The sequence below is a fragment of the Sphingobium sp. SJ10-10 genome (genome assembly GCF_036038995.2).
GTDB lineage: Bacteria > Pseudomonadota > Alphaproteobacteria > Sphingomonadales > Sphingomonadaceae > Sphingobium.
The window spans coordinates 1,229,405-1,253,156 of the sequence record NZ_CP158132.1 but is presented as its reverse complement, the minus strand read 5'-3'; the positions used below and the strand labels follow the sequence as shown (position 1 = coordinate 1,253,156).

General features: G+C 62.7%; 27 protein-coding genes and 1 tRNA gene. 12 read left to right on the top strand and 16 right to left on the bottom strand.

Going from position 1 to position 23,752, the window contains the following annotated elements; genetic code table 11:
- Positions 1-116: 116 nt before the first annotated feature.
- From VVT58_RS05985 to VVT58_RS05975, 3 genes are all read left to right on the top strand, one after another.
- Positions 117-827, top strand: coding sequence for a polysaccharide biosynthesis/export family protein (locus VVT58_RS05985; protein ID WP_327752148.1), 711 nt, complete (start codon positions 117-119; stop codon positions 825-827).
- Positions 827-2,935: a polysaccharide biosynthesis tyrosine autokinase gene (locus VVT58_RS05980; protein ID WP_327752149.1), complete on the top strand. Its 2,109-nt coding sequence runs from the start codon at positions 827-829 to the stop codon at positions 2,933-2,935. Before VVT58_RS05985 ends, VVT58_RS05980 begins: the two co-directional genes overlap by 1 nt.
- Positions 2,936-3,100: 165 nt before the next feature.
- A complete protein-coding gene (locus VVT58_RS05975) occupies positions 3,101-3,454 on the top strand; it encodes a hypothetical protein (protein WP_066556236.1) in 354 nt (117 codons plus the stop codon).
- Between the two features lie 350 nt (positions 3,455-3,804).
- On the opposite strand, the gene purQ is transcribed toward VVT58_RS05975, so the two are convergent.
- Positions 3,805-4,479: a phosphoribosylformylglycinamidine synthase subunit PurQ gene (gene purQ, locus VVT58_RS05970; protein ID WP_327752150.1), complete on the bottom strand. Its 675-nt coding sequence runs from the start codon at positions 4,477-4,479 to the stop codon at positions 3,805-3,807.
- A 3-nt stretch (positions 4,480-4,482) separates the two neighbouring features.
- A complete protein-coding gene (gene purS, locus VVT58_RS05965; protein WP_007682101.1) occupies positions 4,483-4,713 on the bottom strand; it encodes a phosphoribosylformylglycinamidine synthase subunit PurS in 231 nt (76 codons plus the stop codon).
- A gap of 129 nt (positions 4,714-4,842) precedes the next feature.
- Here purS and VVT58_RS05960 point away from each other — a divergent pair, with 129 nt between their 5' ends.
- Positions 4,843-4,992 carry a hypothetical protein gene (locus VVT58_RS05960; protein ID WP_165363364.1) on the top strand — a complete coding sequence of 50 codons (150 nt, stop codon included), beginning with the start codon at positions 4,843-4,845 and terminating at the stop codon, positions 4,990-4,992.
- A 57-nt stretch (positions 4,993-5,049) separates the two neighbouring features.
- Positions 5,050-5,802, top strand: coding sequence for a sulfite exporter TauE/SafE family protein (locus tag VVT58_RS05955; RefSeq protein WP_327752151.1), 753 nt, complete (start codon positions 5,050-5,052; stop codon positions 5,800-5,802).
- 18 nt (positions 5,803-5,820) lie between these two features.
- Here the strand turns inward: VVT58_RS05955 and purC are convergent, their stop codons facing one another.
- From purC to VVT58_RS05925, 6 genes are all read right to left on the bottom strand, one after another.
- Positions 5,821-6,603 carry a phosphoribosylaminoimidazolesuccinocarboxamide synthase gene (gene purC / locus VVT58_RS05950; RefSeq protein WP_066556241.1) on the bottom strand — a complete coding sequence of 261 codons (783 nt, stop codon included), beginning with the start codon at positions 6,601-6,603 and terminating at the stop codon, positions 5,821-5,823.
- A 130-nt stretch (positions 6,604-6,733) separates the two neighbouring features.
- Positions 6,734-6,862, bottom strand: a complete 129-nt coding sequence (locus VVT58_RS05945; RefSeq protein WP_327752153.1) for a hypothetical protein — start codon at positions 6,860-6,862, stop codon at positions 6,734-6,736.
- Positions 6,863-6,893: 31 nt separating this feature from the next.
- Complete coding sequence (gene otsA / locus VVT58_RS05940) at positions 6,894-8,297, bottom strand: alpha,alpha-trehalose-phosphate synthase (UDP-forming) (RefSeq protein WP_327752154.1); 1,404 nt, start codon at positions 8,295-8,297, stop codon at positions 6,894-6,896.
- Between the two features lie 25 nt (positions 8,298-8,322).
- Complete coding sequence (locus VVT58_RS05935; protein ID WP_327752194.1) at positions 8,323-10,092, bottom strand: glycoside hydrolase family 15 protein; 1,770 nt, start codon at positions 10,090-10,092, stop codon at positions 8,323-8,325.
- Between the two features lie 107 nt (positions 10,093-10,199).
- Positions 10,200-10,964 carry a trehalose-phosphatase gene (otsB, locus tag VVT58_RS05930; RefSeq protein WP_327752155.1) on the bottom strand — a complete coding sequence of 255 codons (765 nt, stop codon included), beginning with the start codon at positions 10,962-10,964 and terminating at the stop codon, positions 10,200-10,202.
- 70 nt (positions 10,965-11,034) lie between these two features.
- A complete protein-coding gene (locus tag VVT58_RS05925; RefSeq protein ID WP_327752156.1) occupies positions 11,035-11,181 on the bottom strand; it encodes a hypothetical protein in 147 nt (48 codons plus the stop codon).
- A gap of 129 nt (positions 11,182-11,310) precedes the next feature.
- Here VVT58_RS05925 and gcvA point away from each other — a divergent pair, with 129 nt between their 5' ends.
- The 3 genes from gcvA to VVT58_RS05910 all read left to right on the top strand — a co-directional run bounded on the left by gcvA (position 11,311) and on the right by VVT58_RS05910 (position 16,467).
- The gene (gcvA, locus tag VVT58_RS05920; protein ID WP_327752157.1) at positions 11,311-12,231 is read left to right on the top strand and encodes a transcriptional regulator GcvA; all 921 of its coding nucleotides are present in this window, start codon (positions 11,311-11,313) and stop codon (positions 12,229-12,231) included.
- Between the two features lie 113 nt (positions 12,232-12,344).
- On the top strand, positions 12,345-14,633 hold the full coding sequence (parC, locus tag VVT58_RS05915; protein WP_327752158.1) for a DNA topoisomerase IV subunit A: 2,289 nt from the start codon (positions 12,345-12,347) through the stop codon (positions 14,631-14,633).
- 82 nt (positions 14,634-14,715) lie between these two features.
- Positions 14,716-16,467, top strand: coding sequence for a bifunctional diguanylate cyclase/phosphodiesterase (locus VVT58_RS05910; RefSeq protein ID WP_327752159.1), 1,752 nt, complete (start codon positions 14,716-14,718; stop codon positions 16,465-16,467).
- On the opposite strand, the gene VVT58_RS05905 is transcribed toward VVT58_RS05910, so the two are convergent.
- The 4 genes from VVT58_RS05905 to VVT58_RS05890 are packed head-to-tail and all read right to left on the bottom strand — an operon-like array spanning position 16,431 to position 19,361.
- A complete protein-coding gene (locus VVT58_RS05905) occupies positions 16,431-17,642 on the bottom strand; it encodes a CCA tRNA nucleotidyltransferase (protein ID WP_327752161.1) in 1,212 nt (403 codons plus the stop codon). The two genes, VVT58_RS05910 and VVT58_RS05905, sit on opposite strands and share 37 nt — an antisense overlap.
- Positions 17,623-18,234, bottom strand: coding sequence for a CoA pyrophosphatase (locus VVT58_RS05900; protein ID WP_327752162.1), 612 nt, complete (start codon positions 18,232-18,234; stop codon positions 17,623-17,625). Before VVT58_RS05900 ends, VVT58_RS05905 begins: the two co-directional genes overlap by 20 nt.
- The gene (locus tag VVT58_RS05895; protein ID WP_327752165.1) at positions 18,231-18,797 is read right to left on the bottom strand and encodes a DUF1285 domain-containing protein; all 567 of its coding nucleotides are present in this window, start codon (positions 18,795-18,797) and stop codon (positions 18,231-18,233) included. The genes VVT58_RS05900 and VVT58_RS05895 overlap by 4 nt, the downstream gene beginning before the upstream one ends.
- Before the next feature lie 45 nt (positions 18,798-18,842).
- Positions 18,843-19,361: an N-acetyltransferase gene (locus VVT58_RS05890; protein ID WP_327752166.1), complete on the bottom strand. Its 519-nt coding sequence runs from the start codon at positions 19,359-19,361 to the stop codon at positions 18,843-18,845.
- A 143-nt stretch (positions 19,362-19,504) separates the two neighbouring features.
- On the opposite strand from VVT58_RS05890, the gene VVT58_RS05885 reads away from it, so the two are divergent.
- Positions 19,505-19,888 carry a dihydroneopterin aldolase gene (locus VVT58_RS05885; protein ID WP_066556253.1) on the top strand — a complete coding sequence of 128 codons (384 nt, stop codon included), beginning with the start codon at positions 19,505-19,507 and terminating at the stop codon, positions 19,886-19,888.
- Positions 19,889-19,934: 46 nt separating this feature from the next.
- Here the strand turns inward: VVT58_RS05885 and VVT58_RS05880 are convergent, their stop codons facing one another.
- A complete protein-coding gene (locus VVT58_RS05880; protein WP_327752167.1) occupies positions 19,935-20,879 on the bottom strand; it encodes a 2-oxoglutarate and iron-dependent oxygenase domain-containing protein in 945 nt (314 codons plus the stop codon).
- Positions 20,880-20,984: 105 nt separating this feature from the next.
- Between VVT58_RS05880 and VVT58_RS05875 the strand changes: the two genes are divergently transcribed.
- Positions 20,985-21,392 (top strand): EVE domain-containing protein, encoded by a 408-nt coding sequence (locus VVT58_RS05875; protein WP_327752168.1) that lies wholly within the window; start codon positions 20,985-20,987, stop codon positions 21,390-21,392.
- 135 nt (positions 21,393-21,527) lie between these two features.
- A complete protein-coding gene (locus tag VVT58_RS05870; RefSeq protein ID WP_327752169.1) occupies positions 21,528-21,812 on the top strand; it encodes a hypothetical protein in 285 nt (94 codons plus the stop codon).
- Between the two features lie 64 nt (positions 21,813-21,876).
- Here VVT58_RS05870 and VVT58_RS05865 read toward each other — a convergent pair whose 3' ends face one another.
- Positions 21,877-22,179, bottom strand: coding sequence for a glycine zipper 2TM domain-containing protein (locus tag VVT58_RS05865; protein WP_066561591.1), 303 nt, complete (start codon positions 22,177-22,179; stop codon positions 21,877-21,879).
- A 121-nt stretch (positions 22,180-22,300) separates the two neighbouring features.
- Here VVT58_RS05865 and VVT58_RS05860 point away from each other — a divergent pair, with 121 nt between their 5' ends.
- The gene (locus tag VVT58_RS05860; RefSeq protein WP_327752170.1) at positions 22,301-22,741 is read left to right on the top strand and encodes a cupin domain-containing protein; all 441 of its coding nucleotides are present in this window, start codon (positions 22,301-22,303) and stop codon (positions 22,739-22,741) included.
- A gap of 484 nt (positions 22,742-23,225) precedes the next feature.
- Here the strand turns inward: VVT58_RS05860 and VVT58_RS05855 are convergent, their stop codons facing one another.
- Positions 23,226-23,606, bottom strand: a complete 381-nt coding sequence (locus VVT58_RS05855) for a YkvA family protein (RefSeq protein ID WP_327752171.1) — start codon at positions 23,604-23,606, stop codon at positions 23,226-23,228.
- Between the two features lie 49 nt (positions 23,607-23,655).
- A tRNA-Thr gene (locus VVT58_RS05850) sits at positions 23,656-23,730 on the bottom strand.
- Between the last annotated feature and the right edge of the window lie 22 nt (positions 23,731-23,752).

Below are 23,752 nucleotides of genomic sequence, written 5' to 3'. Positions count from 1 at the left end.
GCATGGGCTCGCCTTCCGACGAGCCCATGGTTGCCATGTCCCCGTCGCGCCGTTAACCCCGCCCGCAATGGCAGGCTTCATGCGTGCCCAGAGAATTTGCGGGGATTTTTAACGGCATGAACCGGCCGACCGACAGCAGGAACCAGATGCTGGTCATGATCATGGCCTGCGCGCTGCTTGGCGCCTGCTCGACCGTGGAGGACGCGCCGAAGTGGGATGCCGCCTATGCCGCCATCCCGCCCGCCCCGGCGGTAGGTGTCGATTACCGCATATCCCCCGACGATATCCTACGCATCCAGATCTATCACGAGCCGGGCCTGTCGCTGGAAGATGCGCAGGTGACGGCGGCGGGCATGGTGCGCATGCCGTTGGTCGGAGACGTCTCCGTCGCAGGCCTTTCCGCCAGCGAAGCGTCGGACGTCATCGCCGGGCGCTTGGGCGAGCGCTATCTCGTCTCCCCGCAGGTGACGATATTCGTCAAGAAGGCGGTGGGCCGCCGCATCACCGTCGACGGCGAAGTCCGCGAACCGGGCCTGTTCCCGTTCGACGGCCGCCTCGGATTGTTGCAGGCTGTCGCCTTGGCCAAGGGGCCGACCCGGCTCGCCAGCCTCGGCCAGATCGTGGTGGTCCGGCAATCGGACGGCGAGCGCAAGGCCGCGATGTTCGACCTTGGCGCGATCCGTAAGGGGCGGGCGCCCGATCCCGAAATTCTGCCGGGCGACACCATCATCGTCGGCCTGTCGCGAGCCAAGGCGATCCTGGGCGGCGCGCTGTTGGCCCTGCCGGTGGTCGGCGCGGGCTTCGTCGCGCTGGATGGAGGGCTCTGATGGCGGGGCCGGGCCTGTTGATCGACGGCGCCTCCACCACGATGGAAGGCCGCGCTGCCCGCTTCGCCACTGCCGCGAGCGGAGCGTGGACGGCGGTTCGGCGGCATCGCATCATCCTGTTCGTCACCATGGCGCTTTGCGTGCTGGCGGGCGTGGTCTTCATCCTGCTGTCGACCCCCGATTATCAGGCGACCGCCTCGGTCGAGGTGGAGGATATCCCGGCCGGTGCCGCAGGTGCCGCCGCCGCGCAAAGGCAGGCGACACCGTCCGACAATGAAGCGCTGATGCAGACCGAACTGGAGGTGCTGCGCAGCCGCGCTCTGGCGGAGGATGTGGCCCGCGAACTGGCGCTGGTCGGCAGCCGCACCTTTTTCGACGGCATGGATGTCCGCCGCCCGGACCAGGGAGCGGGATCGCTCACCCAGCGGCAGGTCGAAACCGAGATGGTCGTGGGCCTGCTGCGCGACAATCTGCATGTCGAGCTGCCGGGCAAGTCCCGCGTCATCCGCATCAGTTTCACCAGCGCCGACCCGGTGCTGTCGGCCCGCGTCGCCAACAGCTATGCCGACAGCCTGATCCGCGCCGACCTCCGGCGCGGCTTTGAATCCGGGGTTCAGGCCCGCCGTTTCCTGCTGGGCGAACTGGACGGGGCGCGCAAGGATCTGGAACGAGCGGAGCGCGATCTGGCGGTTTATGCCGCCAATGCCGGCGCGATGGCTCCACCGGGGTCGAAGGACGATGAAAGCGGCGACACGCCGCCCGAAGGCACCACGGCGACCCGGCTGGCCCAGCTCAACGCCTTCCGCGCACAGGCGACGGCGGACCGGATCGCCGCCCAGAAACGCTGGGAAAGCGCGCGCATGTCCAGCGTCGAAACCCTGCCCGAAGTGCTGAACAACGGTGCCATGCAACAGATCATGACGGAGCGGGCCCAGGCGAGGGCGCAGGTCGTGCAGGAACGCCAGTTCCGCAAGGATGCCCATCCCGAAATGCGCGAAGCCCGCGCGCGGCTGGCGGCGCTGGACGATCAGGCCGAAGGTATGGCGAACACCATCCGCGCCTCGCTCAAGGAACAGTTCGACGTCGCCATCCATGGCGAAAAGCAGATCCAGTCCGAAATCGCCAAGGTCGAGCGGCAGGCGCAGGCCGAACGCGGCCGGGGCGTGCAGATGAACATATTGGAGCGGCAGGTCGACACCTTCCGCCTGCTGCACGACAGCCTGCTCCAGCGCTATCGGGACATGGCCTCGCAAGCGGGATTTCAGGCGGGCCGCATCCAGCCGCTGGACCGGGCGGCGGTGCCATCGCGGCCTTCCTCGCCCAATATCGGCGTCACCATGCTGCTGGCGTCGCTGGGCGGGCTGTTCCTCGGATTATTGGCGGTGGCGGGGCGGCATATTTTCGACGATGCAGTGACCTCCGCCGATACGCTGGCGGAGCGGGTCAACCTGCCGCTGCTGGGCGCGGTTCCGGCGGGCGAGAAGCCTGGGGCGGAGATTTTCGGGCCCATGGCCTCCTCGCTGCTGCTGGGTTCTGCGGTGGGCCTGCCGCGCTCGATCCTCGTCACCAGCGCGCAGGAGGGGGAGGGCAAGTCCTCGACCCTATATGCCTTGGCGAAGGCGCTGGCGAAGCTCGACAAGCGGGTGCTGGTGATCGACGCCGACATGCGGCGGCCCAGGCAGCATAGCCTGTTCGGCGTATCGCCCGCGCGCGGCATCAGCGAATTGATGACGGGACAGGCGAAGATGGACGATGTCATCGTCGACAGCGGCGTGGCGGGCGTGGCTCTGCTGCCCTGCGGCGCGATCCCGCCCAGCCCGGCCGAATTGCTGGTCACGCCCGCGATGGATTCCCTGCTGGCGACCGTGCGCGAACGTTATGACACGGTGCTGATCGACGCGCCGCCCATTCTCGGCCTGTCGGACGCCTGCCTGCTGGCGAGCAAAGCGCAAGTGACGCTGCTGGTGGTCGAATGGGGGCGCAACCATCATGGCGGGTTGCGCGTGGCGGTGGATCGCCTCCGCCGCGCAGGCGGCGCGATTATCGGCGCGATCCTCACCAAGCAGGAAGGCCGCCCGTTCGAATATGACTATCACCGGGGCGGCTAGAGCGGAAAGCGCACCCTACCAGTCATTCCCGCGGAAGCGGGAATCCATCTCCGGACATTTCCATAAATTTCGGCTGCCAGGGGATGCATATCCGGCAGAGTGGGAGTCTCGTTAAACGGCATTTGCCGACATCCGTCATCCCAGCGAAAGCTGGGATCTCAGGCGATGATGCAATATCAATCCTCACGGGATTCCAGCTTTCGCTGGAATGACGAAATTGGGTGGAAAGCGGTCATTAACTCGATAGCCTTACAGCGGCGTCGGAAAGGAAACGCCGTGCGGAAAAAGAAGTTGTCTCAGTGGGCGCTTATATATGGGATAGCCTTCGCGTTATTCGCCGCTGGCTTTGCGGTCCGGTTTCTTTCCCTTCCTGCATGGCTCAATCTGACGATTTACGGGATTGTCGCTGCGCCAGTGATATGGCTGGCCTGCCGCGAATTGATCAAACGAAAGGCCGAAAAGCGGATGGACCGAAAGGCAGCTTGGCGCACCTTTATCCGCGACCGCAACGTCCGGTAGTGGTCGTTTTCCGACTCTCCTTTCAATCATCCGGCCCCTGAGCCTGATGGCTGGCTGAGGATAATGGGTGACCCAATGGCCACAGCATCCTCAAAAGCATCCTATTTCTCCAACAATGTACAATTTCGCCTGTCCTATTTCGCGCCGACGGGTCTATCTCGCTTCCCTCTTTGAAACGTCCGACACATCGCGCCGCCACGCATACGCGCGCCCGGGCACGCGCGCGCATACACTGTGAACTTCGGCGTGGAACGCTCGACCGCGAACAGGAAAAAGGCCCGGAAACCGCAGTTTCCCGACCTTCCATAGCGTCAACTATGTCACTCTACCCCTCGGAGGGACAGCGCCTCTTAGGCCCGGGCCAGCAGCCCTTCCACCAGCCCCTCGAACAACCTTCGGCCGTCGGTCGCGCCATGGGCCGCTTCGATCACCCGTTCGGGATGCGGCATCATGCCCAGCACATTGCCCGCTTCGTTGAGGATGCCCGCAATGTTCCGCGCCGAACCGTTGACGCTCTCCGCATAACGCAGCGCCACCCGGCCTTCACCTTCCAGCCGGTCCAGCGTCGCCGCATCGGCAAAATAATTGCCGTCATGATGCGCCACCGGAAAGCTGATCGCCTCGCCCGCATCATAGCGGCTGGTGAAGGCGCTCTGCGCATTTTCGACCGTCAGCGCTACGTCGCGGCAGACGAAATGCCCGCCCGCATTGCGCAGCAGCGCGCCAGGCAGCAGCCCGCTTTCGGTCAGCACCTGGAAACCATTGCAGATGCCGAGCACATAAGCCCCGCGCTCTGCCGCTTGTCCGACCGCCTGCATCACCGGCGAACGGGCCGCCATCGCGCCGGAGCGCAGATAGTCGCCATAGGAAAAGCCGCCCGGCACGCCGATCAGGTCGATATCGTCCGGCAATTCGGTCTCGCGGTGCCAGATCATGGCAGGCTTCGCGCCGGTCGCCGCCTCGAACGCCACGGCGAGGTCGCGGTCGCAATTGCTGCCGGGGAAGACGATGACGGCGCTCTTCATGGCTCAGGCCTTTTCGATGCGGTAGTTTTCGATCACCGTGTTCGCCAGCAGCTTGCGGCACATGGCGTCGATATCCTCGTCGCTGGTGCCGTCGGCCAGGTCCAGCTCGATCAGCTTGCCCGCGCGCACATCGTTGACGCCGCCAAAGCCAAGGCCTTCCAGCGCGTGGTGGATCGCCTTGCCCTGCGGGTCGAGGACACCGCCCTTGAGGGTGACGAAGATGCGGGCTTTCATGGGGCAAGGAACTCCGTAAACAGGCTTTCGCGCACCCCCTAATCTCCTCGGCTCCTACAGGCAAGGCATTATGCTTTTGTTAGCGACAGCCGCGCTATCTTCCGGGCCGGAGGGAAGGGTTTTTGCATCATGGCTGGTCTTGCTTTGGCGATGTTTGTCGGGCTTTTCGCCTTCGGTCAACAGGTTATGGGCTATGACGATCCCCATGGCCGGGTTCAGCTTGCGCTTCTGGCGACCTTCACCTTCGGCGTCTTGATCGGTTATCGCGCGCATAGCTGACACGCCCGGACGAAAAACCTGCTCCCGCCATCGGCTTCCTTGCTTTAGGCGGGCGCCATGAATCCGGAATATCTCTATTATGCCTGCGCCATTGCGGCTGTGATCCTGTCGGGTCTTGCCAAGGGCGGATTTGCCGGGGTCGGCGCGCTGGCCATGCCGATCATGGCCCTGGGGGTCGACCCGGTGAGGGGGGCGGCGATCCTGTTGCCTATCTTGATCCTGCAGGATGTCGTCAGCGTCTGGTCGTTCCGCCATAGCTGGGACCGGCATGTGCTGACGGTCATGCTGCCGGGCATGGCGACAGGGATCGGTCTTGGCTATTTCTTTGCGGCGCAGGTGTCCGAAGTCGCTGTGCTGGGGGTGCTGGGCCTGATCTCGACGCTGTTCGGCCTTCAACGCCTGTGGGTCGAGCGGGGCGGGGCGATCGTGCTGCCGTCCACGTCACCGACTTGGGTGGGGGTGCTGTTCGGCGTGGCGAGCGGTTTCACCAGCCAGATCGCCCATGCCGGATCGCCGCCCTTCCAGATGTGGGTGCTGCCCAAGCGCTTGCCCCGCGACGTTCTGGTCGGAACGACGGCGATCGCCTTTGCGACGGTGAACTGGATGAAGGTGCCCGCCTATGCCGCCCTGGGGCAATTCACCAGAGGCAATCTTCTGGCGACGGCGATGCTGACCCCGTTGGCCGTGGCCGCCACTTTCGCGGGTGTGGCACTGGTCCGGCGGGTCGACGCCGCGCGTTTCTACACGCTCATCTATGTGCTGATGGTGCTGCTGGGCGTCAAGCTGATGGCGGACGCGCTGCTCGCCTGAGCAGCGCGCCGAACTCCATCAATCCTTGCCGCGCTTCTTGCGGTGGGTGTCGAGGTCGAGGACGGTCGTGTCCGCGCCTTCGGGCATCAGGCCCAGGCGGCGGGCGACTTCCTGATAGGCTTCGACTTCGCCGCCCAGGTCGCGACGGAAGCGGTCCTTGTCCAGCTTTTCGCCGGTGGTCATGTCCCACAGGCGGCAACCGTCCGGGCTGATCTCGTCGGCCAGGATGACGCGGCTATATTCGCCGTCCCACAGCCGGCCGAATTCCAGCTTGAAGTCGACCAGGCGGATGCCGATGCCCGCGAACAGGCCGCACATGAAGTCGTTGATGCGGATCGCCATGTCGGCAATGTCATGCATCTCGTCCTGCGTTGCCCAGCCGAAGCAGGCGATATGCTCTTCGGACACCAGCGGGTCGCCCAGCGCGTCATCCTTGTAGCAATATTCGATCAGCGTCCGGGGAAGCTGCGTGCCTTCCTCGATCCCCAGCTTCTTGCTGAGCGAACCGGCGGCGACGTTGCGCACCACGACTTCGATCGGCACGATCTCGACCTGACGGACGAGCTGCTCGCGCATGTTGAGGCGGCGGATGAAGTGGGTGGGAACGCCGATCTGGCCGAGCAGGGTGAAGATATGCTCGGAAATCCGGTTGTTGAGGACGCCCTTGCCTGAAATCGTGCCCTTTTTCTGGGCGTTGAAGGCGGTCGCGTCATCCTTGAAATATTGGATGATCGTGCCCGGCTCCGGGCCTTCGTAAAGGATCTTTGCCTTGCCTTCGTAGATCTGGCGGCGACGGGCCATATGCGGTTCCTGTCTTCCCAATAATGAATGTGCCCCGGCAAACGCGAATCGAGAAGGATCAGCGGGTGCCGGGGCTGCTTGGGCTGGCCCTTAGACCAAAGTGCGCAAGGGTGCAAATGGATGGCCGCTCCTACAGGACGTCCCCGAACATCAACCAGACCAGCGCGATCCAGGCCACTAGCCCGATCGCGCCCAATATGACGCCCGATCTGGCGCGAAGGGCGGCGATCGGGCCGCGCGCTTGTTCTTCGTCTTCCATCGCCGCGACATTAGCGGCAGATGAGGGAAAGTTAAGCCGGTTCCGCTTCCGGCTTCATTTCGCCGTTGCGCTGCACCGCCATCAACCGTTCGGTGAAGCGCTGGCGCCACCAGCTTATGTCCTGCTGTTCCACGCTGTCCATCATGGCGCGCCAGCGGCGCTTGCGCTCGTCCAGCGGCATGGCGAGAGCGCGGGTGATGGCGTCGGACATCTCCTCCGGGCTGTAGGGGTTGATCAGCAGCGCGTCCTTGAGCTGCTGGGCGGCGCCCGCAAAGCGCGACAGGATGAGGACGCCGGGATCGTCGGGATTTTGCGCCGCCACATATTCCTTGGCGACCAGGTTCATGCCGTCGCGTAGCGGGGTGACGAGGCCGATCTTCGCCGCGCGATAGATGCCCGCCAGCTTGTCGCGGGGATAGCCCTGGTTGACGTAGCGGATCGGCGTCCAGTCGACATCGCTATATTCGCCGTTGATGCGGCCGGCGAGGGAATCCAGGGTTGCGCGGATATGCTGATAGCTCTCCACCTCCCCGCGGGAGGGCGGAGCGATCTGTGTCAGGACGACGTTGCGATGGTGTTCGCTATGGTCCTTCAGGAAGCGGGCATAGCCGTTGAAACGTTCCTCCAGACCCTTGCTGTAGTCTAGCCGGTCGACCCCCACGATCATGACGCGATCCTGGAGGGAGCGGCGGACCTTTTCATACATGTCGCCGGCCGCTTCGCTGACGGCGGCATGGGCATATTCCTGCGCGTTGATGCCGATCGGGCAGGCGATGGCCTGAATGGTGCGGTCGCCCAGCGTCACAAAGTCGCCGTCCACCGAGCCGTTCATTTCCCGTTCCACATAATGGCGGAAGGATTCCAGCCATTCCTCGGTATGGAAGCCCACGACATCATAGGCGAAAAGAGCCTGCACCAATTTGGTATGATGGGGGAGTGACACCAGCAGCCGGGTCGGCGGCCAGGGGATGTGCAGGAAGAAGCCCATGCGATTGTCATGGCCTCGGTCCCGCAGCATCCGGCCCAGCGGGATCATGTGATAATCCTGGACCCAGATGACGTCTTCCGGTTCGATCAGCGGGCTGGTGGTGTCCGCGAAACGCTGGTTGACGCGGTTGTAGCCGCCCTCGAAATCGCGTTCATATTCGGCCAGATCGATGCGAAAGTGGAACAGCGGCCAGAGCGTCTTGTTGGCATAGCCGTTATAATATTCGTCGACATCCTGTTCTTCGAGGTCGATGGTCGCGGTCTTGACCCCTTCATCCTCGGAAAAGCCGATCTGCCCGGTGAAATTTTCCGTGACCTCGCCGGACCAGCCGACCCATATGCCGCGGCTTTCCCGCAGCGCCTGGGAAAGGGCGACGGCCAGCCCGCCCTGATTGCCGGTTTTGCTGGGTTTGCTGACCCGGTTGGAAATGACTATCAAACGGCTCATGCCAAGCGCCTCCATGCCAAGCGCCTCATCGCATCACGCTCCATGGTTTGCTCAATAGCACGGCGCAGTTGATAATGCCGACCAATGAGTAGGTTTGGGGATAGTTCCCCCATAACTCGCCGGAAACAGGGTCGATATCTTCGGACAACAGCCCGGCGGCGGTGCGGCGGGAGAGCATTTCCTCGAACAGGGACCGCGCCTCCTCCCCGCGGCCGGTGCGGTGGAGTGCCTCGATCAGCCAGAAGGTGCAGACGTTGAAGGCGGTGACAGGCTCCCCGAAATCGTCCGGCGCGCTATAGCGGAGCATGTCGTTGCCGCGCCGCAAATCCTTTTCCAGCGCCGTCAGCGTCCCCACGAACATGGGATTGTCCGCGGTCAGGAAGCGCAGGTCGAGCAATTGGAGCAGGGAAGCATCCCGCGCATCATCCTCGAAATTGGCGGAAATGGCATTGCTGTCGGTCCGCCAGGCGGATTGGAGGATGCGGGCCTTCATCACCTCCGCCCGCTCGCGCCAATAGGCTTCGCGTTCTGGCAATCCCACGGCGGTCGCCGCATGGGCAAGCCGGTCGCATGCCGCCCAGCACATGACCGCGCTATAGCTGTGGACATGGGCGCGGGTGCGCAGTTCCCAAAGACCCGCATCGGGCTGGTCATAGACCTGCCAGGCACGTTCGCCCACCGCCTCCAGCGCTTCGAAATCCGCCGGGCCGGCCATGCGCAGCAGGCGCTGGTCGATGAAGCCCTGGACGGAGGACAGGACGATCTGGCCATAGGCGTCATGCTGGATCTGCGAATAGGCGGCATTGCCGATCCGCACCGGCCCCATGCCCCTGTATCCGGGGAGATTCTGGGCCTCCCGCTCCTCCAGCGTGGCGTTGCCGCGCACGTCGTAGAGCGGCTGGATATGGCCGCCCCGCGCGCCGTCGACGATGTTGCGCAGATAGACGAGATAGCTTTCCAACACGTCCAGCGCACCCAGGCGATTGAGTGCCTCGACAGTATAATAGGCGTCCCTGATCCAACAGTAGCGATAGTCCCAGTTGCGGCCGCTGTCGGCATGTTCGGGGATGCTGGTGGTCAGCGCCGCTACGATCGCGCCGGTTTCTTCATGCTGGCAGAGCTTGAGCGTGATGGCGGAACGAATGACCGCCTCCTGCCATTCGGCGGGGATGGCTAAGCTGCGCACCCAGATCTGCCATTCGTGGATCGTATCGTCCAGCATTCGTTCCACCGCTGGGCGAAGGGCATCGGAAAAGCTCTCATCCGGCCCCAGGAAGAAATGCATGTCATGTTCGATGCGGAACCAGCTTTCCTGGGAAATGAGGCCGATGGGCGCGTTGGTGGACATGCGCATCGCCATATAGGACAGCACCAGCCGGATATGGTTGGATCCGTAGCTGATTGGCACTTTTTCCGAATGCCAGGAGGTGGTCGGGCGCAGCCTGACGCGAACCCGTGGACTCCCGGAGATCGGCCGGACGACGCGGGCGAACGCCACTGGACGGTACATGCGACCCTGATGCTTGTGACGGGGGCAGAAGTCGTAAAGCTCTATCGCATTGCCCTGATCATCAGTCTGGCGTGTGACCAGGACGGGTGTGTTGCGAATATAATGCTGCTCGATCCGGACGCAGTTTTCCAGCTCGATGGCCCAGAAACCACGCGCTTCCGGCTTGTCCCAGGCGGCATCGTCCAGCAGCGCGGAAAAAACGGGATCGCCGTCCACGCGGGGCACGCACGCCCAGACCATTCGTCCGGCGCGGTCGATCAGCGCGGACGCCTGGCAGTTGCCGATGGGCCAAAGGTCGAGCGTGCGCTCGTTCCCGCCCGGGCGGTCGTTTTCCTGCGTTGCTATCGGTCCGTCCCCCAAGCTCGTGCACGACGGGGACGACGGACATCGGATCAGTCGGTGCCAGCGAACCCCTGAGCAAGATAATGCCTGACGGCGGCAACCTGTTCCAAAGAGAATGCGGCGAGCGTCGATCTGGGCGCGCCGACCAGAATTCCTGCGCCGCCCAGATCGCGGGCGACGGCAAAGCCTTCCTCATCGGTGACATCGTCCCCGATGAACAGCGGCGTGCCGCCGGTCATGGGCTCGCGTCGCATCAGCGCGCGGACGGCGCTGCCCTTGTCGGCGCCGCCGGGACGCAATTCGTAGAGCATCTTGCCCGGCTGGAGCGCGAGGCCGAACTGGTCCGCCAGGCGGGTCGCCAGATCGCCCGCCTCCCGGCCCCATTGGGGCGCGCCGCGAAAATGAAGGCCGACGCTGATCGTCTTGCGTTCAACAAGGACACCGGACTTGCCCGCCGCGAAGCTCTGGAAGGCGGCTTCTGCCTCACTGATCGCGGGCAGGCGGGCCGGCGCCTCGGCCGGACGGCCGGGTTCCGCCAATTCCAGCCCATGCGTGCCCGCCAGCAGAAATTCGCCAAAGCCGAAGTCGCGCAGCGTCGCGACCGATCGGCCGCTCACGATCGCGAGCCGTCCCTCTAGGTGATCGCGCAGGCGACCGAGCAAGGCGAGCAGATCGTCATCGACCACGACGCTGTCGGGGGTATCCGCGATCGGGGCGAGCGTTCCGTCGAAGTCGAGGAACAGCGCGGCCCCGATCAGCAGCGCGGGCGGCGGAGGGGGAAGATCGGGAAGAGAGGAAAGACGGGAATCGGACACGCGCGCAAGGTGGCGCATGGCGCGGAATGTGCAAGCCCCGTCGGACGGTCTTCGCGATTTTTGAGCGGCTTCATCGCCGTTCCTCCGTCCAGGGCGCTGACCATGCGATGCGGTGAAGCGTGCAGAAGGCCTGCATGATGGTGGCGATCAAGCCGGAGAGAGAGGTGGATGTTTCATGGCTGTTGGCGCACAGCCGGTCGTCGTCAGACAAGCGCATGACGGGCTCCTTTTCCCATGATTGAAGTGCGAAACGCTTTCGTTTCGCTGGAATGTCTATCGCTTTTTTCCGTAGCGGCCGCCAACAAAAGGATGGACCTTTCATATAAGGTCTGCTTATCAATCCGTCATGAGCCAATTGCCGCCTTTGTCTGCCGTCCGCGTGTTCGAGGCCGCGGCGCGGCTCGAAAATTTCACCGCCGCCGCGCAGGAATTGGGGATGACCCAGGCGGCCGTCAGCTATCAGGTAAAGTTACTGGAAGAGCGGCTGGGGATCGGCCTGTTCCAGCGGGCAGGACGTAAGGTGGCGCTGACCGACAAGGGGCGAGAGATCGCACCCATCATCACCCGTGCCTTCGACCAGATGCGGCAGGGTTTCGCCGCGCTGACGCAGGATCATTCGACGGTGCTGACGATCAGTTGCTCCATCAGCTTCGCGCATCTCTGGCTGGCGCCCCGGATAGGGGCTTTCCAGATGCGCCAGCCGGGGCTGGCCGTGCGGATCGATGCGACAAACCAGGTCGTGGATTTTGCCCGCGACGGCGTGGATGTCGCGGTGCGGGGCGGGGAAGGGAAATGGCCGGGGGTGGAGGCGAAGCTGCTGACCCATAATCGGCTGGCGCCGCTGTGCAGCCCCGGCTGGCTGGCGAAGAACGGGCCGATTGCCGATCCGCGCGCGCTGCACGCCATGCCGCGCCTGTCGCCGGACGACATGTGGTGGCATGAATGGTTCGCCGGGGTTGGCGTGGAGGCCGACGACAAGGGGTTGCCGCCGGGCATCGCGCTGGATTCCCAGGTGATGGAGGGCCGCGCGGCCATGGCAGGGCAGGGCGTCGCGATCGTCAACCTCTTCCTGTGGAAGGCGGAGGTGGAGGCCGGATTGCTGGTAGAGGCGGTGCCGTCCTATGTGAAGGAGCGAGCAAGCTATTGGGTGGTTTATCCGCCCCATGCTCGTAATGCGCCCAAGGTGAAGGCCTTTCGCGACTGGATCAGAGCTGAGTTCGCGCGGGAGATCGCGGCGGACCCGGAAGGGCGGTTCCTGCCGCGTTAGTAATGAGGCGCTCGGCGCTCCTGCGAACGCGGGAGAGCGATTCCCTTCAACTGGATCGATCGCCTATTTAAACTTCGTTTCCGTTTTGTCGCGGCGCTGCTATTCCCTCCGCGATGACCGATTTTCGCGACCCGTTCGACGCTATCAAGGATCACCCGTTCGACGATGCGCTGTCCCAGCGCTATCTCGTCTATGCGCTTTCGACCATCACGGCTCGGTCGCTTCCGGACCTGCGCGATGGGTTGAAGCCGGTGCATCGCCGGCTGCTCTGGGCGATGCGGCTGCTGCGGATGGAGCCGAGCGGCGCCTCTCTGGATGTGCTGGTCGCCAATCCGGCGCGCAACACCACCTCCTACAAGAAATGCGCCCGCGTCGTCGGTGACGTCATCGGCAAATATCACCCGCATGGCGACGCGTCGGTCTATGACGCCATGGTGCGTCTGGCGCAGGATTTTTCGCTGCGCACGCCGCTGGTCGATGGACAGGGCAATTTCGGCAATATCGACGGCGATAATGCGGCGGCCATGCGCTATACCGAGGCGCGGCTGACGCAAGCGGCGGCCGATCTGATGGCGGGGCTGGACGAGGGCACTGTCGAGTTCCGCCCGACCTATAATGGCGAGGATCATGAGCCGGAGGTCTTTCCCGGCCTTTTCCCCAATTTGCTCGCCAATGGCGCAACCGGCATCGCGGTCGGCATGGCGACCAGCATCCCGCCGCATAATGTGTCGGAGCTGATCGACGCGGCCAGCCTGCTGATCGAAAATCCCGATGCCGAGCATGCCGACCTCATGCAGATCGTGCGCGGTCCCGATTTTCCGACGGGGGGCGTTCTGGTCGACAACGCCTCTATCATTTCAGAGGCTTATGCGACGGGGCGGGGATCGTTTCGAACCCGCGCGCGCTGGCACAAGGAGGATGGCGGGCGCGGCACCTGGGTCGCCGTGGTCACGCAAATCCCCTTCCAGGTGCAGAAATCCAAGCTGATCGAGCAGATCGCGGTTCTGATCAACGACAAGAAGCTGCCGATCCTGGCCGATGTGCGAGACGAGAGCGACGAGCAGATCCGCATCGTCATCGAACCTCGCGCCCGCACAGTCGACCCCGATGTGCTGATGGACAGCCTGTTCCGGCTGACCGACCTGGAAAACCGCTTTCCGCTGAACCTCAACGTGCTCGACGCCACGCGGACACCGCGGGTGTTGGGCCTGAAATCCGTGCTGGTCGAATGGTTGAAGCACCAGATCGATGTGCTGGTGCGGCGCGCGCAGCACCGGCTGGAGAAGATCGCGGCGCGGCTGGAACTGCTCGACGGCTATATCATCGCCTATTTGAACCTCGACCGGGTGATCGAGATCATCCGTACAGAGGATGAACCCAAGGAAGTGATGATGGCCGAATTCGGCCTCAACGACCGGCAGGCCGAGGCGATTCTCAACATGCGGCTGCGTTCTTTGCGCAAGCTGGAGGAGATGGAACTGCGGCGCGAACATTCGGAGCTGCTGAAAGAACGCGACGAACTGATCAAGCTGGTCGAAAGCCCGACGCGGCAACGGACCCGGCTGAAGAAGGATTTGGCGGACCTGCGCAAGCGCTATTCGCCCGACAGCGATTTCGGCAAGCGGCGCACTTTGGTCGAGGAAGCCGCCCCGGCGCGGGAAATCCCGCTGGAGGCGATGATAGAGAAGGAGCCGATCACCGTGATCCTGTCCGAGCGCGGCTGGATCAGGGCGATGAGCGGGCATCGCGACCTCGCCTCGGCAGACACGCTGAAGTTCAAGGAAGGCGATGGTCCGATGATCGCCTTCCACGCTCAGACCACGGACAAGCTGTTGCTGGCCACGGAAACGGGCCGCATCTTCACCCTGGGCGCGGACAAGCTGCCGGGCGGGCGGGGTTTTGGTGATCCGGTGCGGTCGCTGGTCGATATGGATGGGACCGGCAATATCGTTGCCTTGATGCCAGCGCGGATCGGCGGCGAACTGTTGCTGGCGGCCTCTGACGGTCGCGGCTTCGTGGCCGCTGTGGCTGACGTGATCGCGGAAACGCGCAAGGGCAAGCAGGTCGTCAATGTGCGGACCGGCGCGAAGCTCAGCGTCGTGCATCCCATCGCGCCCGAGGCGGACAGCGTCGCAGTGGTGGGCGAGAACCGCAAGTTGTTGGTCTTCACGCTGATCGAAATGCCGCGCATGGCGCGTGGACAGGGCGTCCAGATGCAGCGCTATCGCGACGGCGGATTGTCCGACGCCATCGCCTTCCGCCTGTCGGACGGCCTGAGCTGGGCCATGGGCGGAGGATCGGGCCGGACCCGGACGGAAGCGGACATGACGCCATGGCGCGTCGCAAGAGGCGCGGCGGGGCGGATGCCGCCCACGGGCTTCCCTCGCGATAACCGGTTCTGACAAACTGATTTTTTGCCATTAGCGCATCGGGTACGGGAATGTCGTTTCCCGAAAATTTACCGATTGGGCCTATCGCGGGCCTATGAAATCCATGTCGATGCGCGATCGGACGAGTGAGATGCCGAAGATCGAGCTCCTTAAGGGGGCGGATGACGCGCATCTTTCGCATCGCGTGGCGATAGCCGACTGGCTGGCCGCATTACCCTATCCGGCGGCGACATTTTCGTTCAAAAATAATAAGTTATCGATGATGGCGACTAATGTGCCGTTCGGCAATTATTTCAATCCCTGCGGGCCGGGGGAAGCCGAACGATCCCATGTCGCGGAATGGCGCAAGCGCATCGTGCAATGCGTCCTGTCAGGACGTGATTCGGAAGGTTTCGAATTGCGTCGTGATGGCGTTTTGGGCCCTGAATATTTTTACTGCACGGTGGGCCGCCTGCCCGAAATGGAGGGTGAGCCCAATCTTTTCCTGTTCACCGCGCTCGACCGAACCAGCGACCGGACCATCGAGAAGAATTTGCGGCGGGAATTGCTGTCCGACGGCTTGACCGCGCTGCCCAACCGGACCGGCTTTGGCGAGGAAATCGACGAACGGCTGGCCAATATGCCCTGGCCGGACAATGCGCAGTTCGGGATCATAGCCATTGATCTCAGCCGGTTCAGCCGGGTCAATGAGTCATTGGGACCGATGGCCGGCGACGAATTGCTCATCACGGTCGCCAAGCGATTGAAGTCGAGCCTGCGGCAGGGCGATGTGCTGGCGCGCATCGGGGGCAATGATTTTGCGATTTTTGCACGCCTGAACAATGGTTTGTCGGATGCTCTTCATATCGTTCAGCGCATTCGCGACGCGCTCAGCTATCCGATCAGGCTGAGCGATCTGCAAATCCGGGTCGATTGCGCGATTGGCTGCGCCTTGTCGACCAACCTGACCGAAGACCCCGAAGATGTGGTGCGAAAGGCTCAGGCGGCGGTGAAAATCGCCAAACGCAGCGGCAAGGTGGAAATCTACCGAAACGGCGTACTCAAGGAGGCGCAACGGCGCTTTTCCATAGAGAGCCGTCTGCGCGATGCGCTGGCCCAGGGCGGGCTGACCCTGGCCTTCCAGCCGCTCATCCATTTGCAGACCGGAGAAATTACCGGCTTCGAGGCATTGGCGCGGTGGGAGGACGAAGAACTGGGCCATGTCTCGCCTGTCGAGTTCATCGCCGTGGCGGAAGAAAGCGGGCTGATCACGCCGCTCGGTCGCTGGGCGGCTTATGAGGCGGCGCAAGCGCTCAGCCGTTGGGACGCGAAATTCGGCCAGCCGCTGCCGGTGGGCGTCAATGTGAACCTTTCGCCCATTCAGATGGCACGGGACGATGTCGCCTCGATGTTCGAGGAATCGCTGCGCTATTCGGGCATTTCGGGCAATCGGCTGACCGCGGAACTGACCGAGAGCGCCATCGTGGCCGATCCGGAAAAGGCGAGGAAGCTGCTTTTCGCGCTCAAGGATCTCCACATGCCGATCGCCATGGACGATTTTGGCACGGGCTATTCGAACCTGGCGAGCCTGCACAGCTTGCCGATCGATATTTTGAAGATCGATCGCAGCTTCGTGACCTCCATGATGGAGGATCGCGACAAGGAAATCATGGTACGCACCATCCTGTCGCTGGCCGAATCGCTGGGCCTGCATGTGACCGCCGAAGGGATCGAGACGCAGGAACTGGCCCATGCGTTGCAGAATCTGGGCTGCTGGCAGGGGCAGGGCTATTATTTCGCGCGGCCGATGCCGGAGAGCGAAGCTTTCGATTATTGGCGGGCGCGCTGGAATTTCGAAACGGTCTGATCCGCGATCTCGGCCACGCGGCTGTCATCGGGAAAGCCCTCGGCCACCCAGATTTTCTGAACCTCCGCCAGCGCCTTGGCCACGTCTGGGCCGGGTTGCAGGCCACGCGCGATGAGCGCGCCGCCGCCTAGCGGCAATCGGGGCGGGGTCCAGTCCATGAGCGTCGCTATGCCGCTGAGCGGCGCTTCGGGATCGATCAGGAGGCGATCGATCGCCCCTTCAATGCCGATCTGAAAGGCGAGGGTGCGGGGGGCCGCGCCGGTGGCGCTTCCGTCCAGCGCGGTCATGAGCCGCTTGCGGGCCTTGTTGGACAATTTGAGCCGGGCGCCGACCTGATCGGCTATGCGCGGATCGGGAGGGAGAAGGGCGGCCAGACGGCGCATGGCCGAAGGGCTGGTGCCCGAAGCGGATTCGCGCTCGATCAGCGTGGACAGGCGAGCGAGCCCGCTTCCATCGATCTCGGGAATGACCGGCAGCAATATGCCACCCTCGATCATGAGTTGAAGCGAGGCAAGGGGCCGGGGAATGGCGAGCAATTTGAGCAACTCGTCCGCGATCCGCTCTCGCGAAAGCGCCATCAGGCTGTTGGCGGCGGCACGGCAGGCGGTATAGGCCTCTTCGTCCGGTTCATCATGACCGAAGCGGGCGAGGAAACGGAAATAGCGCAGGATGCGGAGATGATCCTCCGCGATCCGGGCGCTGGCATCCCCGATGAAGCGGACGCGGTGCGCCTTCAAATCAGCCACGCCGCCGAAGAAATCCGTGATTTTGTGGGTGAAGGGATCGGCATAGAGGGCGTTGATGGTGAAATCGCGCCGGGCGGCGTCTTCGCGCCAGTCGTCGGTATAGGCGATGGTTGCGCGGCGGCCATCCGTGCTGACGTCGCGGCGCAGAGTCGTGATCTCGACCGGCCAGCCATTGATGACGGCGGTGATCGTGCCATGATCGATGCCGGTGGGCACGGCCTTGATTCCGGCGGCTTTCAGCCGGTCGATAACGCCCTTGGGTTCGATGACGGTCGCGATGTCCAGATCGCTCACCGGCAGGCAGAGCAGCCCATCCCGCACCGCGCCGCCGACGAAGCGGGCAAGACCCTGTTCGCTCCCCAGAGCCTTCAGCAACGCGTCGAGGCCGGGTCGATGGCGCCAGTCGGCGTCAGGCAACAGGCTGGTCATGGCCGAGCCTTCGCGAAAGATTGGCGAGGATGGCGGCGGTAATCCCCCAGATGCGGCGTCCTTCCCACATTATTTCGTAATAATGCCGTTCAACACCCTGAAATTCTATGGATTTCTTGATTCGATTGGATGGATTGAGGGCGAAGGAGAGCGGAAGTTCGAACAATTCCGCGACCTCCGTCTCTTGCGGGAAAAGGGGAAGATCCGGCGGGATTACGCCGAGCACCGGGATGATGTCGAAGCCGGTAAAGGTGTGATAGCGATCCGATGTGCCGATGATGTCCACCATATGCGGGACGAGGCCGATTTCCTCCTGCGCCTCACGCAAGGCGCCAGCGATTTCGTCTGCATCATCGTCATCGACGCGTCCGCCGGGGAAAGCGACCTGTCCCGCATGTTTGCGCAATCGGGCCGAACGTTGGGTCAGAATGAGGCCGGGTTCGGGGCGGTCGGTAATGGCGACCAGCACGGCGGCGGGGGCCAGGATGAGGTCGCCCTCTATGCGCGGGTCGCGGGTATCGGATAGCAACAGGCCGACTTCGCGCTCATGCCCTTCCTTCAAGGCGGCGCGCAACCGCTCCGCCAGGGTCATGCCGATCCGTCCAGCGCGAAGAAGGCGCCGTTGCTCCAGAGGCCGATGGGGTCGGAGCCTTCGTCCAGCGCGAGGTTCATCAACTCATAATAGACGCTGCGGGCGATGAGCGCCTCCAGCCCACCGCGCACATGGAGATAGGGATGGGGTCCGTCCGGCGTCTCACGCAGGATGAGGGCGTTGTCCGGACCGGCAGCGACCAGATCGCCGGTGTTGAGCCGGAAGGCCAGGTTGCGCTCCCGGCCTTCGCCTTCGGTCTTGAGTTCGACGGCGATGAAGGGGGCGTCCTCCACCTCGATCGACAGCTTTTCGACCGGCGTGACGAGGACGTAGCCGCCATCGGCTTCTCGGCGCAGAATGGTCGAGAAGAGGCGGACCATGGCTTCGCGGCCGATGGGCGAGCCTTGGTGGAACCATGTGCCGTCGCGGGCGATGCGCATGTCGCTGTCGCCGCAATGATCGGGATTCCATTTTTCCACGGGCGGCAGGCGCTTTTCCGCAAGCAGGTGCGCAATGTCGGTCAGGGACAGGCTGGCAAGATCAGGAGGGGGTTCCATCGGCATAGGGCCGAGATAGGAGCGCGCGCGTCCGAAGGCAAAAGGGAAATTTCAGGCCTGAACGGCGATCCGCGGGCTGAGCATGCCCCTGCCGTCAATAGGGCGCCCGTCGACGGAGAGCGCCAGCAGGCGACGCGCCTCGAAAGGGCCGGGGCAATCCCAGCCGCTGGTGCCTTCCGCGGAAAAGCCCCAGAAGCGGCCATAATATTCGGGATCACCGATCATCATCAGCGGGTCGCTGCGATGGGAGCGGGCGGCGGTGACGACAGCATCCATCATCGCGCGGCCATGGCCGGTGCCCTGGGCGGACGGGTCGACGGCGACGGGCCCGACCATGATGAGCGGCGTCTGGCTGCCGTCGTCATGGGTGAGGGCGACGGGCCAGCTTTGCAGCGATCCGATGAGCCTGCCCTTCTCATCCTCGATCCCGAAGGACAGTTCGGGCAGCCAGGGCATGCCGTCGCGAATCAGATAGGCGGTGCGGCCGTGCCGGTCAGGGCCGAAGGCGGCATCGAGCAGATGCTCGATCACTTCCTGCGACATGATGTTGAGGGGCACTATCACAGACACGTCTTGCCGATCCGTTCTCAATGGCGCATGGACGCGCCGAGAGCGGCGGGCTTTAGCGCGTGGCTCGCAAAATAAAAGTCTAAACTGGCCCCCGCCCGCAGCAGGCTATATCTGCCGCAGGGACCGGCCGAATGTGGCGAGCTATGAGCAGCGGATTTGACGATTTTCTGACCTTGGAGGTCAATCATCTGGATGTGGATGTCCTGACCGGCATCTATTCCGAAGAGACGCACCTGCCGCAGCCGCTGCGCATCTCGATCCGGGCGAAGCTGAAGATCGCGGATCATTATGAGTCCGATACGCCGCTGTCCCGGTCCAAAAACTATATGGACCTGAAACATGCAGCGACCACGGCGCTGCCGGAAGGGCAGCATTTCACGCTGATCGAGGCGGTGGCGGATCACATCATCGAGACGATTTTCCTTCAGGACGACAAGGTGACGCATGTCGAGGTGAAGATCGTGAAACTCGCCCTTAGCGAGAAGGGCGAGGAGATCGGGATTACCATGGGACGCGGGCGGAGATAGTTTTCTTCGTGATCCTGTCCGAATAGGTCATGCTGAATCTCAGCTATTACCCCTTGATCAGCCCGATTTCCCGCAGTCGCTCCGTCAGATAGTCGTGCGCGGTGATCGGCGGATCGCGCCGAGGATGCTCCGCGTCCACACATTGCGGCAGGGCGTCGATCAGGAAATCCGGCCGCAGGTGCAGGAAGAAGGGCATCGAATAACGGGAAAAGCCGCGGCGTTCCGGTGGCGGATTGACGACGCGGTGGCTGGTCGAGGGCAAATGATAGTTGGTCAGCCGCTGGAGCATATCGCCCACATTGATGGCCAGCGCACCCGGCGGCGGCACCACGGGTAGCCAGTTGCCGTCGCGATCCTTGAGTTCAAGTCCGCCTTCCTCAGCGCCCAGCAGCAGGGTGATGAGATTGATATCCTCATGCGCCCCGGCGCGGATGCCGGGGGCTTCTGGAGATACGGGCGGATAATGGAGCAGGCGCAGGATCGAATTGCCGTTCTCGATCGGTTTGTCGAACCAGCGCTCCTCCAGGCCCAGATAGAGGGCGATGGCGGAAAGCAGTTCGGCGCCAACGCGGTCGAACTCGGCATAGAGCTGCACAAAAGTCTCTTGAAATTCGGGCAGCTCGTCCGGCCAGACATTGGGCGGCATGGTTTGCGCCAACGGATCGTCTTTGGGCAGGTCGCGGCCGACATGCCAGAATTCCTTGAGGTCGTTCTCGCTCGCGCCCTTGGCGATTTCCACACCGAAAGCCGTGTAGCCGCGCTGGCCGCCATTATATTTGGCGTCGTAGCGGCGCTTCGCCTCTTCAGGCAGCGCGAAAAACTGACGAGCCAACGCCCAGCCCTTGTCGATCAGCGCCTGGTTCATGCCGTGGTCCTTCACCATGGCAAAGCCGAAGCGCTGGAAGGAACCTCCGAAGGCGACGGAAAAATCGGCCTTTGTCATCTCCGCCATGGACAGGACAGGCACTTGTTCCAGCACCGATTGCGACACTTTTAGTCTCCGAAAACAATATGATCGGCCCGGCGCACCGTCCAGGCGCCACGCGGCCATGCACACATCCTTGATCGTCCTTGGCGGCTGATGCAAGGAGGAGCCATGAACTACTGGCTGATGAAATCCGAACCCGATGTCTTTTCCTATGACGATCTGGTCGAAAAGGGAAAAGCGGAATGGGACGGCGTGCGCAACCATGCCGCCCAGAACAATATGAAGGCGATGAGGAAGGGCGACCTGTCGATCTTCTATCACAGCAATATCGGCATCGAGGCGGTCGGCATCATGGAGATTGTCGAGGAAGCCGCGTCCGACAGCACGGACGACAGCGGCAAGTGGATCGCCGTCCATGTGGGACCGAAGGAAAAGTTCGACAAGCCGGTGACGTTGAAGACCATGAAGGCCGATCCGGCGCTGGCCGACATGGCGATGATCCGCCAATCGCGCCTGTCCGTTTCCCCGCTGACGGAGGCGGAGTTCAAGCATATCATCAGTTTATCAAAGGCTTGAGAAAGCGGTTGCGGGAAATGCAATCGTTTCGCCTTTGTTTGCGATTGAGCTTTTGCCGCGGCGCACCATAAATCGACGCCAACAGAAAAGAATATTCCCAGAGGTGTTTGATCGGCATTCACAAGGAGTTTACCCATGCGAATGCTGTCCAAGTTTGTCCTTTCCGCCCTGTTTGCCCTTGGTGCCGCCAACGCTCCGGTCCATGCCGAAGACGCTGCCAAGCAGAAGTTCACGCACGAGGGTTATACCTATGTGTATGACGTCAAGGACACCAAGACCGGCAAGCTGATTTCCGGCCGTCGTTATCCCGACGCCGTTGCCTTCAATCTGTCTGTCAAGAACGGCCGCGTTTCGGGCGTTTCGGGCGGTCAGGCCGTTGCGTTCAAGGTTGAAGACGCTCGCGGCGCTACCACAGAATAAGCATTTCGAAGCTTATCGATCAAAAAGGGCGGCTCCCCATCGGGAAGCCGCCCTTTTTCATATTTTAGCGGCAGCGACGCTTGCTGTCGATTTCCTTGCCGAGCAGCGCGCCGCCTGCGGCGCCCAGGATCGTCCCGGTGGCGCGATCGCCACGGGTGTCGATCGCGCGGCCGACAAGAGCACCGCCGACGCCGCCGACGATCAGGCCGGTCGTACCGTTGGACTTGCGGCAATAGGTCCGACCGTCACGGCCGCGCCATTCGCGATACTCATAATGACGGCGGGCATTCGCGCCGTCCGTGGGAACGGCCATCGAAACAGGAATGGCCAGCGAAACGGCGGCCAGGGCCATAAGGGCTTTACGCATTTTATCTCCTCCAAAAGGCGTGCTTTGGTCGTTCAACTCGCCCATATTGATCGAGGTTGCATGAACCTGCGACAACGGCACATCATATTGTTTTTGCAAGAATAAAATTTAAGGTGAAGTGATGAACGGATGCAACGAAGCGGCGGCGAAGGCGCTGATCCAGTCTCTTGGCCTGTTGCCTCATCCCGAAGGAGGATGGTTTCGGGAAAGCTGGCGGGCGGCGGCCAAGCCGGGCGAACGGGCTGCGGGTACGGCAATCTATTTCCTGTTGGAAGCGCATCAGCGTTCGCATTGGCATAGGGTCGATGCCGATGAACATTGGTTCTGGCATGCCGGGGCGCCGCTGACCCTTTCCGTCGCTCCGGAGGACGGGCCTGTGCGGGATCGGCTGCTGGGCGGCGATGTGCTGGCGGGGCAGCAGCCCCAAGGGTTGGTTCCGGCGCATCATTGGCAGGCGGCCCGGCCCATGGGCGGCTGGACATTGGTGAGTTGCACGGTGGTTCCAGGCTTTGAATTTTCGGGCTTTACCCTGGCGCCCGAAGGGTGGTCGCCGGACGGCTGAAACCCCATGAAAAAATTATCCACATTTATCCACAGCTTTAGGGGCAATCCGTCTTCGAAGTGCAAGATTCCGCTTTGAACGACTCGCTTTTGGTGAGAGCATCCTCTTATCGGAAAGGACGGGAGACAGAGAAATCTGAATGCCAAAGTCAGTGAGAAATCAGTGACTTGAAGGACTTTTCGAGCGTCGGGAAAGAAGCATGGACCGGAAGGAAAATGTGGAAAGCCGATGGTTCTCAATAGACGATGCTGTGCACGCGCGTAAGTGAACGTCGGGTATCGAATAAAGAGAACAGGCTGCGTGAGAACGGCCGACCGGCCGGGCAAACGGAGCCGACACGATAGGAAAACCTTTGAGGCAGACCTATCGCGCGCCGAGTCCGATGATCGCATCTTGAAAGAGAAGCGGATCGAGAGACACGACGGAAGTGGGGACCGGCAGAAATGTCGGCCCCCATTTTGCGTTGGGGGGCATCGGGATTTGCTCAGGCCCGGTATCGCAAGATCCAGAGACCGGCCAAAAGCGACAGGCCCAACCAGAACAGGATGATCAGCGCCATCGCGATCCGGCTTTTCGGGCGGTCCGCTATGCTGCGCGCCTGGAGACGGAATTCGGCCATCAGCGCGGGCGGGATGAGACGGATCGCCAGAGCTATGCCCAAGGGAAGGATGATCAGGTCGTCCAGATAGCCCAGGACCGGGATGAAGTCCGGAATGAGGTCTATCGGGCTGAGCGCGAATCCGGTGATGCTGGCCGCGACCAGTTTGGCGATAAAAGGCGTGCGACTGTCGCGGGCGGCAAGCCACAGGGCGATGATGTCGACCTTCAGCGCGCTGGCCCAGCTTTTCAGACGTTGAAATGCCATCCGCCGATTTTAGGTGCAAAGGACCGTGCCGCAAGAGCGTTGGCCGATATGGTGCCGGATGAGGGGATCGAACCCCCGACCTTCGGTTTACAAAACCGCTGCACTACCGCTGTGCTAATCCGGCCCATCGTTCTGACGGGGAGCGC

Bases quoted from the DNA above. Each gene is read 5' to 3' on its own strand.
- VVT58_RS05985 (WP_327752148.1), top strand. From the start codon at position 117: ATGAACCGGCCGACCGACAGCAGGAACCAGATGCTGGTCATGATCATG.
- VVT58_RS05980 (WP_327752149.1), top strand. From the start codon at position 827: ATGGCGGGGCCGGGCCTGTTGATCGACGGCGCCTCCACCACGATGGAA.
- VVT58_RS05975 (WP_066556236.1), top strand. From the start codon at position 3,101: ATGATGCAATATCAATCCTCACGGGATTCCAGCTTTCGCTGGAATGAC.
- purQ (WP_327752150.1), bottom strand. From the start codon at position 4,479: ATGAAGAGCGCCGTCATCGTCTTCCCCGGCAGCAATTGCGACCGCGAC.
- purS (WP_007682101.1), bottom strand. From the start codon at position 4,713: ATGAAAGCCCGCATCTTCGTCACCCTCAAGGGCGGTGTCCTCGACCCG.
- VVT58_RS05960 (WP_165363364.1), top strand. From the start codon at position 4,843: ATGGCTGGTCTTGCTTTGGCGATGTTTGTCGGGCTTTTCGCCTTCGGT.
- VVT58_RS05955 (WP_327752151.1), top strand. From the start codon at position 5,050: ATGAATCCGGAATATCTCTATTATGCCTGCGCCATTGCGGCTGTGATC.
- purC (WP_066556241.1), bottom strand. From the start codon at position 6,603: ATGGCCCGTCGCCGCCAGATCTACGAAGGCAAGGCAAAGATCCTTTAC.
- VVT58_RS05945 (WP_327752153.1), bottom strand. From the start codon at position 6,862: ATGGAAGACGAAGAACAAGCGCGCGGCCCGATCGCCGCCCTTCGCGCC.
- otsA (WP_327752154.1), bottom strand. From the start codon at position 8,297: ATGAGCCGTTTGATAGTCATTTCCAACCGGGTCAGCAAACCCAGCAAA.
- VVT58_RS05925 (WP_327752156.1), bottom strand. From the start codon at position 11,181: ATGCGCTTGTCTGACGACGACCGGCTGTGCGCCAACAGCCATGAAACA.
- gcvA (WP_327752157.1), top strand. From the start codon at position 11,311: ATGAGCCAATTGCCGCCTTTGTCTGCCGTCCGCGTGTTCGAGGCCGCG.
- parC (WP_327752158.1), top strand. From the start codon at position 12,345: ATGACCGATTTTCGCGACCCGTTCGACGCTATCAAGGATCACCCGTTC.
- VVT58_RS05910 (WP_327752159.1), top strand. From the start codon at position 14,716: ATGAAATCCATGTCGATGCGCGATCGGACGAGTGAGATGCCGAAGATC.
- VVT58_RS05905 (WP_327752161.1), bottom strand. From the start codon at position 17,642: ATGACCAGCCTGTTGCCTGACGCCGACTGGCGCCATCGACCCGGCCTC.
- VVT58_RS05900 (WP_327752162.1), bottom strand. From the start codon at position 18,234: ATGACCCTGGCGGAGCGGTTGCGCGCCGCCTTGAAGGAAGGGCATGAG.
- VVT58_RS05895 (WP_327752165.1), bottom strand. From the start codon at position 18,797: ATGCCGATGGAACCCCCTCCTGATCTTGCCAGCCTGTCCCTGACCGAC.
- VVT58_RS05885 (WP_066556253.1), top strand. From the start codon at position 19,505: ATGAGCAGCGGATTTGACGATTTTCTGACCTTGGAGGTCAATCATCTG.
- VVT58_RS05875 (WP_327752168.1), top strand. From the start codon at position 20,985: ATGAACTACTGGCTGATGAAATCCGAACCCGATGTCTTTTCCTATGAC.
- VVT58_RS05870 (WP_327752169.1), top strand. From the start codon at position 21,528: ATGCGAATGCTGTCCAAGTTTGTCCTTTCCGCCCTGTTTGCCCTTGGT.
- VVT58_RS05865 (WP_066561591.1), bottom strand. From the start codon at position 22,179: ATGCGTAAAGCCCTTATGGCCCTGGCCGCCGTTTCGCTGGCCATTCCT.
- VVT58_RS05860 (WP_327752170.1), top strand. From the start codon at position 22,301: ATGAACGGATGCAACGAAGCGGCGGCGAAGGCGCTGATCCAGTCTCTT.
- VVT58_RS05855 (WP_327752171.1), bottom strand. From the start codon at position 23,606: ATGGCATTTCAACGTCTGAAAAGCTGGGCCAGCGCGCTGAAGGTCGAC.